At 30.3% G+C, this 15885-nt stretch carries 8 protein-coding genes; 6 read left to right on the top strand and 2 right to left on the bottom strand.

Annotated elements, in window-relative coordinates; translation table 4 throughout:
• Positions 1-26: 26 nt before the first annotated feature.
• The 6 genes from HGG64_RS02235 to HGG64_RS02205 all read left to right on the top strand — a co-directional run bounded on the left by HGG64_RS02235 (position 27) and on the right by HGG64_RS02205 (position 14039).
• Entirely contained in the window at positions 27-1034 is a 1008-nt protein-coding gene (locus HGG64_RS02235) for an ECF transporter S component (RefSeq protein ID WP_169580331.1), read from the top strand.
• Positions 1034-5899, top strand: a complete 4866-nt coding sequence (locus HGG64_RS03235; RefSeq protein ID WP_240939122.1) for a valine--tRNA ligase — start codon at positions 1034-1036, stop codon at positions 5897-5899. The genes HGG64_RS02235 and HGG64_RS03235 overlap by 1 nt, the downstream gene beginning before the upstream one ends.
• Positions 5900-6173: 274 nt before the next feature.
• Positions 6174-8090 carry a DNA gyrase/topoisomerase IV subunit B gene (locus tag HGG64_RS02225; RefSeq protein ID WP_169580330.1) on the top strand — a complete coding sequence of 639 codons (1917 nt, stop codon included), beginning with the start codon at positions 6174-6176 and terminating at the stop codon, positions 8088-8090.
• An 8-nt stretch (positions 8091-8098) separates the two neighbouring features.
• Positions 8099-10888: a DNA topoisomerase (ATP-hydrolyzing) gene (locus HGG64_RS02220; RefSeq protein ID WP_169580329.1), complete on the top strand. Its 2790-nt coding sequence runs from the start codon at positions 8099-8101 to the stop codon at positions 10886-10888.
• A 375-nt stretch (positions 10889-11263) separates the two neighbouring features.
• Entirely contained in the window at positions 11264-12394 is a 1131-nt protein-coding gene (locus HGG64_RS02215; protein WP_169580328.1) for a hypothetical protein, read from the top strand.
• A gap of 94 nt (positions 12395-12488) precedes the next feature.
• Positions 12489-14039, top strand: coding sequence for an endonuclease (locus tag HGG64_RS02205; RefSeq protein WP_240939121.1), 1551 nt, complete (start codon positions 12489-12491; stop codon positions 14037-14039).
• Between the two features lie 78 nt (positions 14040-14117).
• Here the strand turns inward: HGG64_RS02205 and HGG64_RS02200 are convergent, their stop codons facing one another.
• Together HGG64_RS02200 and HGG64_RS02195 are read right to left on the bottom strand one after the other, a co-directional pair.
• The gene (locus tag HGG64_RS02200; protein ID WP_169580327.1) at positions 14118-14786 is read right to left on the bottom strand and encodes a hypothetical protein; all 669 of its coding nucleotides are present in this window, start codon (positions 14784-14786) and stop codon (positions 14118-14120) included.
• Entirely contained in the window at positions 14786-15784 is a 999-nt protein-coding gene (locus HGG64_RS02195) for a nicotinate phosphoribosyltransferase (protein WP_169580326.1), read from the bottom strand. Before HGG64_RS02195 ends, HGG64_RS02200 begins: the two co-directional genes overlap by 1 nt.
• Positions 15785-15885 lie beyond the last annotated feature (101 nt).

The following is a 15885-nucleotide window of genomic DNA, read 5'->3' as shown; positions in this document are numbered from 1 at the left end:
ATTAAATATATGAAGAAAGGAAAATAATGGAATCTAGAATACCCGGGGGAATAAAGCATTATTTAAAATGAGTAAGATCACAGTCAAACATTTCATATCGTAAATGAAATTCAAAAAGAATTGCCTTTGTTGGTGTTTTGATTGCGGTTTCAGTTGTATTCTTTATTATCTCAGTTAGAATCCTGCCAATTAGTGCGCTGCCGAGTTTTAAATTTAGTTTTATTGGTTTACCAATTAAAATTACTGGCTTTATTTTCGGTCCAATTGTTGGCCTAATTACTGGTGTCTTAGCCGATTTAATATCCTTTGCCCTCATCCCAACTTACTATAACTTTTTGTATACTTTAGCAGTTGCCACTGCGGGATTTATTCCAGGCTTAATTGCATACTACTTCTTCAATATTAATGAAATTTTCTTTTCACGTAATTATCGTATATACAAATTTAAAGAAATTGTTGAGTATTTCAAAGTTCAATACTCTGAAGCTCTTGTTCGGGGTAATTCGGAGGATTTACAGTATTTCTCAGAAAAAATTGCTTTTTATGAAGTTAAGATCATTTTGCTTGAAAATAAGAAAAAACCAACCGCAATGATTAACTTTAGTTTTGTTTCGACTTTAATTATGTTGGGTTTACAAATTTTAATCATTTTAGTCATTTTCGCAAAATTAGACAATTCTGTATTTGAACATAATCGTTTAGTTAAAAGTAAACAATTCTACATCTTTCTAACTTCTTCTGGTTTTGTATTAATGGGACTATTTGTAATTTTGTACCGTGTCTTTTTAAAAAAGAAATATCAAACATTTATTGAAGTTATGGCTATCATTTCCTTCTGTGCAATTTTAGAATTTATTAATGTTATTCTACTAGCACTAGCTGACGCTCAAACTCTTAAAACTGATTTTTGAGTTAATATGACGGCGCAAACTCTATTAAGTCCAATTAAAATTTTCTTCAACTTGGGAATTATCCTTGCTACATATAAAATCGTTGCTCCACTTGTTAAATCAAAAGAAGGTGACCGTTTCTAATGGAAGCAAAAAAAATTACTGCTTTAAAGATAATTAATCTAAAATTTGTTGAGGAAAATAACAATAACCTTGAGACTCTTATTAGCAACCTAAATTTTTCAGTGAATTCTAATAATGTTTTAGGGATTTTATCTAACAATGAAAAAGTTAACAGAAAAGTTTTTCAAGCAATTACTAATAGCAACATTAAATTAAATAAATATCAAGGTTTTATTGAATTTGAATTAGACCAAAAAGAGTTTTATTTCACTCATAAAAATCCCGAATTTCAGAAAAGAATTGGATTTGGTTTTAATGAAGATGTCATTAACAGTGCCAAAAATAATGTCACTGTTTTTAGTTATTTAAGAAAATATATCACAGACAACCAAATTCTAAAGGGTTTCGCCAATGATTTCATTCACAAATGAAATAAAGCCTACCAAGACTATCGGATCTTAATTAAAAATAAATACGCAGCCATTGCCTTAAATTTACAAAGAGAAATTAATAAGGATTTTAAAATCATTGCTAATTATTTAATTGACATAAAAAATAATGGTTTTAATACAAATGATCTTGTTGAGCTAAATAAAGTTATTGACTTCATTAGCGAAAATTTTCTTAAAATTATCAGCACCTTCCGGGTACAGGAGCTGATGCTTCATAACTTTACTAGAACCATTTTAAAAAAATACACAGATGGAGTTTCATATTTTAACAAACTTGAATATCTTCGCGCCAAAGCCGAATATGAAGAATTAAACCGTAAATATTTAAATATTGCGCCCAAGAAAAATTATCTATATGAAAAAATTAAAAAATTAAAAGACGTATTTCTATCAGTTATTCAAAAATGAATGCGTGGCTTTAAGCACTTGAAAAAAATTATCATTGATCTCAAAAATGACAACCGCCAAATTATTAGCCAAATTCGTAATAATGTTAGTAGCTCACAGTATTTATACTTATATAAAAATTTTTATTTTAATAAAATGTTTTTAAAATTTATTAACCATCACAAGTACAAAATTATGAAGCTAAAACATGAAGATATTAATCAATTAATTGATGATATTCTTGTTTTAAAATCTACAATTACTGCTGAAGCAAATATTCTTTCACTTCGCAATTCCAAAAATAAAAATCGTCATAAAATTAGACAAATTGTTTCTGGTAATTTTTTAGTGAACACTAAGGTTTTTATTGATCGATTTAATGCTAAACTCGCTAAAGATAAAATTGAGTTTGAAAATCAAAGACACGATAAAGATAGTACAACAAGTCTATTTGATAGTAATAATGTTAACATTGAAAAACTTAAGTTAGCTGAAACTAAATACAAAGATGCTCGGAATGAATACCTTTGAAATCTGGATACCATTGGTAGCAATCTTCAAAAACTAACCAAAAAACAAAATCGTGAATCTGAAGGACTAAGAAAAATTAATTTTAAAAACTACAAACTAATTAAGTCGCTACTAAATGGTTTAGTTAAAAAAGTCAATGTACAAAACCTAAACGAAAACAATAATGACACGATTAATAAAAAAATTAGTTCGCTACAAATGTATGAAAAAATTATGGGTCGAATGTTCTCTGACCTAAAGGATTATGATCACGTAATTAACTACTATAAATTTTCAGCCACTAAAAGCAAAGCAATTAACACTCTGATTACGAAAATGACAATCTATGACATACTAATTAATGCCAACATTATTGTTGATGATGCTGTTAAGAGTTTTTCATCACTTACTGAAGAACAAATTATTAAACTAGAGATTCAAAAAATCCTAATTAACAACCCAAATATTGTCATTGTTGGCCAAGGAATTTCATCTCTTAAAAAAGGTAATCAATTTGAAATTCTTAACAAATTAAATAAATATATTTATGATAATCATAATATTGGAATTTATTTTATTAATGATATCAAGCTAGCAGCCAAACTAACTTCATCACTTACTATTATTACTAGCAATAAGGTTGTTGAAGAAGGAAGCACAAGTCAAATCATCAAAAATCCAATTAACCCATATGTTAAAAAAATTCTTGGATATGAAGATGAGCAAACACTTTTTAACTATGAAGAGTATAAAAATAGTAAGGTTGATTACGAAGATGTCTTTCAATTTAGAATTGAAGATAATCACTACATCTGAAGCACATGAATACAAATTTCAAGCTGGGTAAATAAAGAAAATTTAAAAAATGAAGAACTAAAAAAATCATTTTTCTATGAAACTCAGGAAATTTCTAATGAAAAAACTGATATTGATAACAAAATTGATTTTGAAGAAACTAAAATTATTGACCTAACAAGTCTATATGATCTAAAAAAATATAAGGGAAATAGTATGAATAAAACATTTAACCATAAAGTTGTTGAAGATGGTCGAAATAACAAGTGAAAATCACTTAGATGCTTCTCAACACATGATAAGAGTAAACCACCATTTACAATAATTCTTCCACCTCCTAACGTAACAGGAAAACTACACATTGGTCATGCACTTGATACTTACCTTCAAGACACGATTATTCGTTATAAAAAGATTAGTGGTTATGATGTTATGTGAATTCCCGGAAAAGATCATGCTGGGATTGCTACGCAAGCTGCTGTCGAGAAAAAATTGGCTGAAAATAAAATTAGCAAATATGATCTTGGTCGTGAAGATTTCATCAAAGAAATCTGAAAATGAAAAGATGTTTATTCAAAAAACATTTCTAACCAGTGAGACAAATTAGGGCTAGCACTAGACTATGACATGGAGCGTTTTACTCTTGATAAAGATGCAAATGAGGCTGTGCTAAAAGTTTTTGTTGATCTTTACAATAACGGACTAATTTATCGTGACAAAAAACCAATTAATTGAGATCCAAAGCTTCAAACCGCACTATCTAACATTGAGGTTATTAACACTGAAACTAAGCAAAAACTTTACTACATAAAATATCCAATTAAAGATAGTGATGAGGCAATTATTGTTGCGACAACTAGAACTGAAACTCTACCGTCTGACGTTGCCCTAGCAATTAACCCACATGATACAAAATATAATGCTTTGATTAATAAAACTGTAATTCATCCTTTAACAAAAAAAGAGATCCCAATTGTTGAGTCAAACCTAATTGATCCAAATTTTGGAAGCGGCATTATGAAAGTTTCTGCTCACGCTATTGATGATATTGAAATCATAAAGGCTAATGGACTAGAAATTAATGAATGTATTGATAAAAATGGAAAAATGAATGCTGTGGCTGAAGAATTCCAGGGATTAGATCGTTTCAAAGCAAGAGAACTAATTGCCAACAAGCTAAAAAAAGAAGGCTATATTTATAAGATCGAAGACATAGTATCGAATGTTGGCTATAGTGAAAGAAGCCAAAGCGCTGTTGAAATTCTTGTTCAACCACAATGATTTGTCAAAATGAATTCATTAGCAAAACTATTATTAAAAAACCTCGCTGATGAAGATGGTGTTAAATTCATTCCAAAAAAATTCGAACAAAATCTTATTCAATGAATGGAAAATGTTCATGATTGAACAATTAGTCGTCAAATCTGGTGAGGACATCGTATCCCAGCCTGATATAACAATGATAAAGTTGTTGTTCAAGTCGAAAAACCAAATGGCAGTAATTGAGTTCAAGATGAAGATGTACTAGACACATGATTTAGCTCTGCCTTAAGTCCTTTTGTTTTTCTTGGATGACCACAAGATAAAAATAAAATGAAACGGTATTTTCCAACAAGTCTGCTAGTTACTGGATATGACATTATTTTTTTCTGGGTAGCAAGAATGTATTTTCAAAGTCTATATTTTACTGAACAGAAACCATTTAATGATGTTTTAATCCATGGCCTAGTTAGAGATGCTCAAGGACGTAAAATGTCAAAATCACTTGGTAATGGTATTGACCCAATCGAAATAATTGATAAATATGGATCCGATGTTTTAAAGATGTCACTAATTTTCCACTCAACTCCAGGTCAGGATATCAATTACGGTGAAGAAAAAATTCAAATGGCAAGACTTTTCTTGAATAAATTCTGAAACATTGCTAGATATATCGCAAACATTAAAATCAATTTAGTTGAAGTAATTGACTACGATAAGCTTGACAGCTACGATTTCTGAATTTTGGATAAATTCCTAACATTCAAAAATCGGGTAAATCAAAGCATGGAAAAATATGAATTTACCATTATCTTTAAGCTTCTACAGGATTTTATTATCAATGATTTTTCGGGATGATATCTAGAATTTAATAAGTTTAAAGATGACAACTATTTCATTCACTATTTATTCCGTGAAATTTTAATCTTTATTCACCCATTCATGTCATTTACTACTGACTATTTATTTGAAAATATTTATCAAGAAGAACTACTAGAAACAGAGATCTTTAACTTCGATGAAATTGGCCAATACGCAAATAAAATTGCCAGAATTGACTCATTAATTCAAGTGATTGCAACATTAAGAAAATATCGTGAAGATAAGAAAATTTCAAAAGCAAAAACCTTATTTTTCGCAAGTGATGACCAAAAATTTGACGAAAAAACACTGCTAATTATTGAAAAATTAACTAACTTTAAATGAGAAGAGAATAGTGATTTACTAATTAAATTAGATAACATGAAAATCTATATTAAATTAAGTGAACAAGATAAGAAAAATGAAATTAATGAACTAAATAAATTAATCGAACATGCTAAAAATGAAATTGAATTCAACCAAAAATTCATCCTAAATCCAAAATTTATGGAAAAAGCTAGCAAGCAGGCAATTGAAGAAAAAGAGCAAAAGGTTAAGGATTTTAAAGAAAAATTGGCATTCTATGAGCAAGAATTAGCTAAGAAAAGTCAAAATAGCTAAATTTTGCAATCAGCAAACCAAAATAAAACACCAAATATCTAATAATGATCAAAGGTGTTTTATTTTTATCTTCTTAAATTCTAGTATTTCAAGTTTGATCGCAATCAAAAAATTATGATATTCAAGCATATTTTTAGATTACAGAGAAACTTTTTATACTTTTTAGCATTAGTAAAAAATGTTAGATATTCATCATTTTTGGGATATTTAACAAAAAATGCTAACTTTTGACGAAATATTTTAAATAATTTTCAACTAATTTATAATTAATGTTATGAGTATGAATAATTATGATGCAAAAGATTTAAAAGTTTTGAAGGGTCTTGATGCAGTTCGAAAGAGACCAGGAATGTATATCGGATCAACCGATTCCAATGGTCTTCACCACCTAATATGAGAAATTTTAGATAATTCAATAGATGAGGCGCTAGCAGGATTTGCTACAAAAATTAAAATTATTTTGAAGGCTGACGGTTCAGTTATTGTTGAAGATAATGGCCGGGGAATTCCTGTTAATAAACATGAACTTGGAAAAACTGGAGTTGAACTTGTTTTCACCGAGCTTCATGCTGGGGGGAAATTTGGCGAAGGAGCATATAAAACAAGTGGTGGACTTCATGGAGTTGGTTCATCAGTGGTAAACGCTTTAAGTTCTCGACTTGAAGTCAATGTTTATCGTGATAAAAAAGAATATTTTACCGCCTTTGTTCAAGACACAATTGTTGAAAAAACTAGATGTCTTGGGCCAACAGTTAAACAGGGAACTAGAGTTCAATTTTGGCCAGATTATGAACTATTTAAGAAGGCTAAATTTTCGAGTGAAACTGTCAAAGAAAAATTACGTGAATCAAGTTTTCTAATTCCCAATTTAAAAATTCATTACATCAATGAATTAAAAGATGAGAATGTTGTTTTCGAAACTGAAGAAGGAATTAAGGAATATATTAAATTTATTGGCGAGGGCAGAAATTTTGTTAGTGATGTTTTTTATGCTCGCGGCGTAGCAAATAATGGCATTGAGATGGATGTTGCCTTAGTTTACACTGATAATTACAATGAAACAATTTACAGCTTTGTTAATAATGTTAAAACTCGCGATGGGGGAACACATGAAACCGCTTTTAAAACAGCACTAACTAAAACTATCAATGAATTCGCAACCAAAAACAATTTAATTAAAAAAATATCATTTGAAGGAAGCGATGTCCGTGAAGGAATAATCGCCGTTATCTCACTTAAAGTTCCGGAAAGCATTCTTGAGTTTGTCGGACAAACCAAAGACAAACTAGGAACCCCCGAAGCAAGAGAAGCAGTTGAATATTTTGTAAGTGAAAAGATTAATTTTTTCCTTAATGAGAATAAACAAACTGCTGAAAAAATTATTCACAAAATTAAAAAATCTTATGAAGCTAAAATCGCTGCTAGAAATGCAAGAAATGAAATTAGAAAAGCAAAAACTAAATTAGATAACAAAAAAATTCTTTCTGGCAAGCTAACCCCAGCTCAATCAAAAGATCCAAAAGTCAAGGAATTATTTTTAGTCGAAGGTGATTCGGCGGGTGGATCAGCCAAACTTGGACGTAACCGTGTTACCCAAGCCATTCTACCGCTTAGAGGTAAAGTTATCAACACTGACAAAGCAAAATTAACTGATGTTTTAGCCAATGAAGAAATCGCAACAATCATCAACACAATTGGTGCTGGTATTGGTGAGGACTTTAATATCAAAAACTCGCAGTATAACAAAATCATTATCATGACTGATGCTGATACTGACGGCGCACATATTCAAGTACTTTTACTAACTTTTTTCTGAAGATACATGAAAAAATTAATTGAGGCTGGCATGATATACATTGCAATGCCACCGCTCTATAAAATTACTATCAAAAATGCTAATAAAACGGAATTTTATGCCTGAGATGAAGATGAGCTAAGAGAAATTACTAACAAATACAGTAACTATGAAATTCAAAGATACAAAGGATTAGGTGAAATGAATGCTGATCAGCTTTGAGAGACAACAATGAATCCAAAAAGTCGGTCAATTATTCAAATTTCAATCGAAGATGAAGCCCTAGTAGAAAGAAATGTTACAACATTAATGAGTGAAGATGTAACAAAAAGAAAAGCATGAATCAATTCTTATGTTGACTTTTCAAATGAAGACGATTTTAAGATTAGAAAGTAGGTTATTAAATGGACAAGAATAAAAAAGAACAAATTGAACAAATAACTGAAAATATCATCGAAAGAAATATGATCGACATCATGAATGAGAGATTTGGAAGATATTCTAAATACATCATTCAACAAAGAGCAATTCCTGATTCACGTGATGGTCTTAAGCCAGTACAAAGAAGAATTTTATATTCAATGTGAAATTTAAAACTTCGCAACAAAGAACCATTTAAAAAATCGGCCAGAATTGTTGGTGATGTTATTGGTAGATATCACCCTCATGGTGACTCTTCAATATATGAAGCATTAGTTAGAATGGCACAGGAATGAAAAAGTAATTATCCATTGATTGAAATGCATGGGAATAAAGGATCAATTGATGATGACCCTGCTGCCGCTATGCGGTACACTGAATCAAGATTAGAAAAAATCAGTGAACTAATGCTAAAGGATTTAGACAGAAAAGTTGTTGCCATGGCACCAAACTTTGATGACTCTGAATATGAGCCTGTTGTACTACCAACACTATTTCCAAATCTACTAATTAATGGGGCAAAGGGAATTGCCGCTGGATTTGCCACTGAAATTCCACCTCACAATCTAGGTGAAATAATCGATGCAACAATTGCCATGATAAAAAATCCAGTGATCTCAATACCATCATTACTTAAAATTGTTAAGGGTCCTGATTTTCCAACTGGAGGAATCATTAATGGGACAGATGGCATTGAAAAAGCACTGGAAACTGGTCAAGGCAAGATTATGCTTTCTTCTAAGTATCATTATGTCAAAAATAAGAAAGAAGAAATTGTTGGTATTGAAATCACTGAAATTCCATTTGGGGTTGTTAAATCTAAACTAGTGGCAGATATTGATTCAATTGCCATTGATAAAGTAATTAGTGGTATTAAAGAAGTTAGAGATGAATCAGATCGAGATGGAATATCAATATACCTTGATCTAGAAGAAGATTCAAGTCCTCAAGCAATCATGACCTATTTGATGAACAAAACTGATCTACGAATTAGTTACAACTACAACATGATTGCCATTGACAATAATGCTCCTTGTCTTCTTAACTTGCAAACTGCTCTTTTTTCATACCTAGGACATTTAAAAGAAGTTAACACTAATGGTATCAAATTTGATTTGCAAAAGTATAAACTTCGCTTAGAAATCGTTGAAGGATTTATTAAAGTGGCAGAAATTTCTGACGAGGTTATTAAAGTTATTAAAAATAGTGATAATTCAAAACGTGGGGTAATTGAAGCTTTAGTCAAAACCTTTAACTTCACCGAACTTCAAGCAACGGCAATCGCTGAGTTAAGATTGTATAAGCTTTCGAGAATGGACCAAATTGAATTTCAAAATGAAAAAATCACTTTAGAAGAAAATATTCAAAGATGTAACCTACTGCTAAATGATGGCTATGAATTCAATAAGTTTTTAATTAAACAATTAAATGAAATAAAAAAAGATTATGATAAGCCAAGAAAAACTGAAATCACTGAAGAAAAAATTAAAACCGATGTTGACCATAAACTACTTGCCAAAAATGAAGATTTTTATTTTTTCATTAGCAAAGAAGGCTATATTAAAAAAATTAGTTTGAAAATTTTTTCAGCTAACCAATTAAGCAATTTTAAACTTAAAGAGAATGACACACTACAATACTATGATAAAATCAATTCATTTTCAAAATTAATTTTCTTCACGAACTTAGGTAATTACTTTATTCTTGAGGCTCATATTTTCAAAGATAATGGTTGAAAAGAGATGGGGACTCATATCTCAACTTTTGTGGCTCTCGAATCAAATGAGCACATCATCCGGGTTATGGAAATTATTTCATTTAATAGTTACATTGAAATTATTCTTATTTCAAAATATGGTTTTGCCAAGAAAGTTAAATTAAATGATTTTGATAGTAAATTAAGTGCTAAGAAAAGACGGTGCATGAGCTTTAAAAACAGTGATGATGAACTTATTGATGCTAAAATTGCTAACAATGAAAAAGGAATCTTTATCATTCTAAATAATGGCGGATACTACTTCATTGATGAATCGGTATTTAATTCAACTCTAGATCTAAAGGCTCAAGGAATTAAATTATTTTCAAAACTTCAAACTAAAGATAAAGTGTTTATATCATCATATGCGATGTGCTCGCCATTTAATTCAGTAATCATGATTACTCCTGACGGTTATGGCAAAAAATGAAGAGTCAGAGATATTGAAGGCGTACAAAGATGAGGAAGAGGTTCAAGACTTTATAATGTCCTAAACCGAGTTAACTGTAAGCCGATGTATTTAGAAGTTGTTAGTGATAATTTAGAATTTCTTTACACAAATACTAATAACGAAATCTGCTCATTTGATTTAAATAAATTCAACCATGACAGCACAAAAGCAGATAAACTAATTAAGCTAAATTATGATTTTCAAAATCCTGGTGCCTTAATTCAGGCTATAAAAATTAACGAACTAAGCGACCCTAGCAGCAGCGAAAAAGAAGCTATTAAGGCAAAATTTTTAGAAATTGAAAAACAAGCACAAAACACTAATCATGACATCATTTTAAATGCTAGTGAAAGTTTATGCCAAAGATACTACATTAATAATTTTGCTAATGAAAGTAAAGATTATAGTGCTGATCTGACAGAGGAAGAAGATGATAGCATTGCCTTATTTAAAGAAAGCGAAGTTAAGGATCGTCCCAAACTAACCTTTGAACAAAAAATGTCAGCAATGAATCACATTGATGTTGAATCATTAATCGAAAAAGTTAAAGAAATTAAGAAAAAATAGATATAATAAAATAATTGTTTTCAATTAATCATTTATTAAGGAGAAAAAATGCGTAAAGACGTTCGACTAGCTAATAAAGTTAGAGCTGAAAAAAGAGCTCATAAATTAGCATTAGAAAAAGCAAGAGCTCAAAGAAGAGCAGCCAAAAAAGCCCAAATGCAATAAGAAAATTCAAGTGATCGTAAGCGGTCGCTTTTTTTATTGCAATAACAATAAAAAAATATGTCATATTTTTAGCATTTTTTTATCAAATTACTAAAAAAATATATCTATAAGTTTATAAAAATAGACAAATAATATCCATAGAAAAAAATAAATATTTTTTCAGTCCTTTTGTGAAATAATAGAAACATCTATTAAGGAGAATGAAATTATATGAAGAAAAAAATCTTTTTAAGCTTAATGGCTTTATCAGCTATTCCGCTAACAACTTTAGTCGCCGCAGCATGTGACAACAATGATAGTAAAAAAACACAACCAGGTGATGGAATGACCAAACCTGGCGAAGGAATGACCAAACCTGGCGGTGGAATGATGACAGATCCTAACAAACCAGGTAATGGAATGAATGATATGAACAAAACACCAGGTAATATGGGTTCAAATGAGGATAGTTCTAATGGAGAAAATCATACTGAGCAAGGCATGCCAAAGCCAGGCAGTGAAATGACACCAAAATTAGAAGATAATAATAGTCAATCAGAAGATATGAGCAAGGAAAATGAACAATCAAAACCAGCTCCTGAAAATAATATGAATTCACAAAATAATCAAAATGATAATTCAGCTGAAAAAATGGAAAATGGAAATAAAAATCCAATGCAAAACCAAGATAATGCTAAACAAGGTGGAGAAAATTTAGAACAACCAAATACCATGGATATGAATGAAAAGACTGAAAATGGTACGCAACAACCTAAAAAAGATATGAACCAAGAGGGAGGTGGAACAGGAAATGGTTCACAACAACCTGGTGGTAGCACAAAAAACAATAATCCAAATTCTAACATGGATGGCAATAAAACACCTGGTATGTCTAAGCCTAAAGGACCAAAAAAACCCGGAAAACCGAAAAAAGAAAAAGAAAATCAACAATCGGGTAAAATGGGCAAAAAAGATGCTGAACCTCAAAAGGGAATGATTGAAGATGAGGAAATAAACAAAGTTAAATCAATGATTGAAAATTCGAAAATAAAATTCGAAGGACAATTATCTCCAACTGGTAAAAAAACAGGCGAAAAATTCAAAAAAGATAAAGTTACATTACCCAAAATTGATGGGTGAACATTAGATGTTACAGGTTGAAAATCTGTAAGAAATAAAGACAAAAAAAGCACTATCATTGTACAAATAAAAGTAACAAACAAAGATAATAATGAAAAATGATTTTACTTATTAAAAGAATTCAAACCTACTAGAGAAGCAAGCGAAAAGGTAGTAGTTTTGGACTTAGATGAATATCTTTCAAAATTAACTAATTTATATGAAAAATTCAATAAAGTTTAAAAAGAGTAACTAAAAAAATAAATCGGAAAATCAATTAAAATTAAAATAAATCAATAATTTTCTAACAGAAAATAGAAAGTAAGGAACAAAATATATGAAGAAAAAATCTCTATTTACAATCTTAGGTTTAGTGACATTACCAATAATGCCATTGATAGCAGCGTCATGTACAGAAACTAAAAAAGATGGTGGAGGCCAACAAGGTGGAGGAAACCAACAAGGCGGAGGCCAACAAGGAGGAGGAAACCAACAAGGTGGCAGCCAACAAGGTGGAGGCCAACAAGAAGATGTTATAACTTACCCAGAAAATATTAAGTCACTTGATGAATTATCAAAATATGGAAATAATTTACTAAATGTTTTGGTAAAAGACCAAGCTAAAGTTTTAGAAAAAATATCTAAAGGCGAAAAATTATTTTATTCATTTTCAAAAAATATGTTAGCATTCAACAGCAAAAGACCAAGACGAGATGATTGAGAAACTTTAGAATATGTTATTAGTCTAAAAACAAAAATAAGACGAGGTCTACAATTGGGCTCATCTAAAAGTCCAGTGGACGACAAAAACCGAATTAATTCAGAATTAGAATACAACTTTGATCAGGAAACAAAAATTCTAACAATTAAATATAAATTGATTGAATACAAAGGAAAAAATGCTCCAAGTGTATCTGAACAAGCGTTTGAAAGTAAAATTAAACTAGACAAAACTGAAGATGAAAAAATTAATATAAAGCCTAGTGAAAAAAAAGATGACAAGAAAGCGAAAGCAAATAGAACTGAAACATCAGCACCAGTTCTAGATCCCAGGCACAGCTTAAAATACGATAGTGGAAATGATTTTTATAAAAGTTTGAATGGTTTAAAAGGTGATGAGTTAAGAAATAAACTATTTCAAATTCAAGAAGCTCATAGAAATGAAAACCATGAATATTCAGACCTATTTAATACATATAAAGATGCCTTTGTAGATAAATACTATGAAAATGATGGAACAGTCTTGGACATTTATGGAGAAAATATAAAAGAAAGTGACCCTTTTGTGTTTAAACATGGAGAATTTCGAGATAAAGGAAAAAAAGAAGGTGAAGGGATGAATCGCGAGCATCTAGTTCCCCAAAGCTGATGAGGTAGTGAAAATTTAATGAGGATAGATGCTCATCATGTATGACCAACAGACAAAAAAGTCAACGAACTACATGGAAATTTACCTTATGGTACAGTAACAAATGCTCACTATACTTCTAAAAATGGAACGCTAGTAGGAGTTTCTGAAGAAGATGGAAAAGATGTTTGCGAAGTAATTGATGAATTCAAAGGAGATGTTGCCAGAGCTTATTTATACTTTGCACTAACATACCGAGATAAAGACCTTGCTCAAAATAAAAATGCTCAAAGATTCTTTGAGCAGAAAAATGGTGTTTACAGCATCAAAGCAAATTTCTTAGGTACAATGCTTAAGTGAGCATATAAAGATAATATCTCACAGTTTGATTTAGATCGTAATAATGCTATTTACAAACACCAAACAAATCGCAATCCATTCATTGACTATCCAGAACTTATCAAAGTATATTTTGAAAATGATAACAACTTTGTTTTTAAAAATAAAGGTGTTGCAGTAAGCTTAGAAGAAATTAATTAAAACGAGATTTCTCGTTTTTTTATACCGAAATCAAAAATTAAAATAAAAAAACTCACAGTTTTGTTCTGCTAGTTTAGATTATTTGGTAGTGGTTGTTGAAACAAATGTTAGTCGAACATACTCATCAGCTGAACGGATAATTTTTCTTAAGTATTCAAAATAAGTTTTATATCTTTTAAAGTCACCTTTTCAAACAAATTTCTTATTCATACTTTTCATCAATTCAATTGCTAAATATACATCAAAATAACCATAATCAGCACTTGTTTTAATTATCATCTCTTCAATTAGCAAAATAACTTCAAGTGACTTGAGATCAATATCATCACGCTTAAATGATTTTTTTTCAAAGCTGTAAAGAAATCCTAAAAAGGTATTTCTTGGCAGTTTTAATTTTTCAAAGTTTTCATTAAAATCACTATGAAGCTTCATTTGTTCTTCAGAAGAATTTAAATCGTTAAAGAGCTTATCACAGTCAATCGCTTGCTTTTGGTATTTATTCTCAGATTTGAGAATTATAATAATCTTGATAATAATGAAAGTAAATATGATTAGAAAAATAATTCCAAAAATATAGCTTGCTATTTTTCCAGCACGTGAAATTTGTCCAAAAACATCAGAAGCTGCGAGAATTAAAATTATTCCTATGATTAAAAACGACATTACCGCAGTCACACCAAGAAAATTGAAAAACTGGTTTTTAGCATTTAATTTTTTAGTTTTTTTTGTATCTTCAAAATCAGTCATTATTTTCCTTTCCAAAGTTGCAATTTCGGATTGAAGCTATAGCCTCGTCCCGCCTTAGCAATTTTTTTGCCGTCTAGTTTAGTGGCATCAGCGCTAAAATTCACTCAAATCTTTAGTAGTGATGCTCCGACACCATAGATATCAACTGGAGCCTTATTTTCTTCAAATTCAGCAATACGCTTGGCATCAAAACCGCTTGATACAATAATTTTAACATGTGAACCGCCATGCTCGTCAAGAGCTTTTCGAAGATTTTTAACTTGATTTACAGTTACACCAAATTCATTTTTGTCTTCAGCAAACATTCTATCACGCATGGATTTAGAAGTATCAACCCTAACTCCGCAAAGTTCTTTGCCAAAAACTTTTAAGCAAGCTAGTGAGTCACTAATAACATCATTATTAAAATCAACTAGTGCATATAAATCCGATTTTGGAAAGGCTTTTTTATAGGCATGGCATGCGCGAATAATATCACCATCAAACATTTGAATTAAAGCATGAGGCATACTACCAAAAGTGTGATTTGGATCATGGTTAGAGCTCGCCATAGTTGAATAGTTGTGAATCCCACCAATACCAAGGGCATAAGCATCGGCTATTTGGTTACGATAATGATCTGCTCGGTCAGCCATACTAATAACAAATTTATTTTTAGCAGCTTTCATAATATGGTATGCATTGGTTGCAATTGAACTCTGTCGTGCTAGAATTCCATCAATCATCCCTTCTCAGATTCCAAATTCATAATAGTGCCCTTCAAGCTCTAAAACTACTTCTCTATCGTTAACGATGCTGCCCTCAGGGAGATAACGAATTGTGTATTTTTTTGTGTTAGTATTTTTAGCAAGCAAAGCTAGAACTTCATTTATACCACATAGTTTAACATCATTTGATCGCTGGAAAAATTGTAAGGTAACAATATTGTCTTTGCGGAAGTCTTTAGCAATTTTTTCGGTCTTGAAAAAATAAATTGAAATTAGGTCTTTTAGCTTCATATATCTTCTTTCTATTTTAATATAATTTTATTCTAATTTTTCAATAGATAACTAAAAAACAAGAATATCTAAACAAACGATTTTTGTTATAAAATTTATGT

Source organism: Mycoplasma phocoeninasale, assembly GCF_012934885.1.
Classification (GTDB): Bacteria; Bacillota_I; Bacilli_A; order Mycoplasmatales; family Metamycoplasmataceae; genus Metamycoplasma; species Metamycoplasma phocoeninasale.
This window is presented reverse-complemented; position numbering and strand designations above follow the sequence as displayed.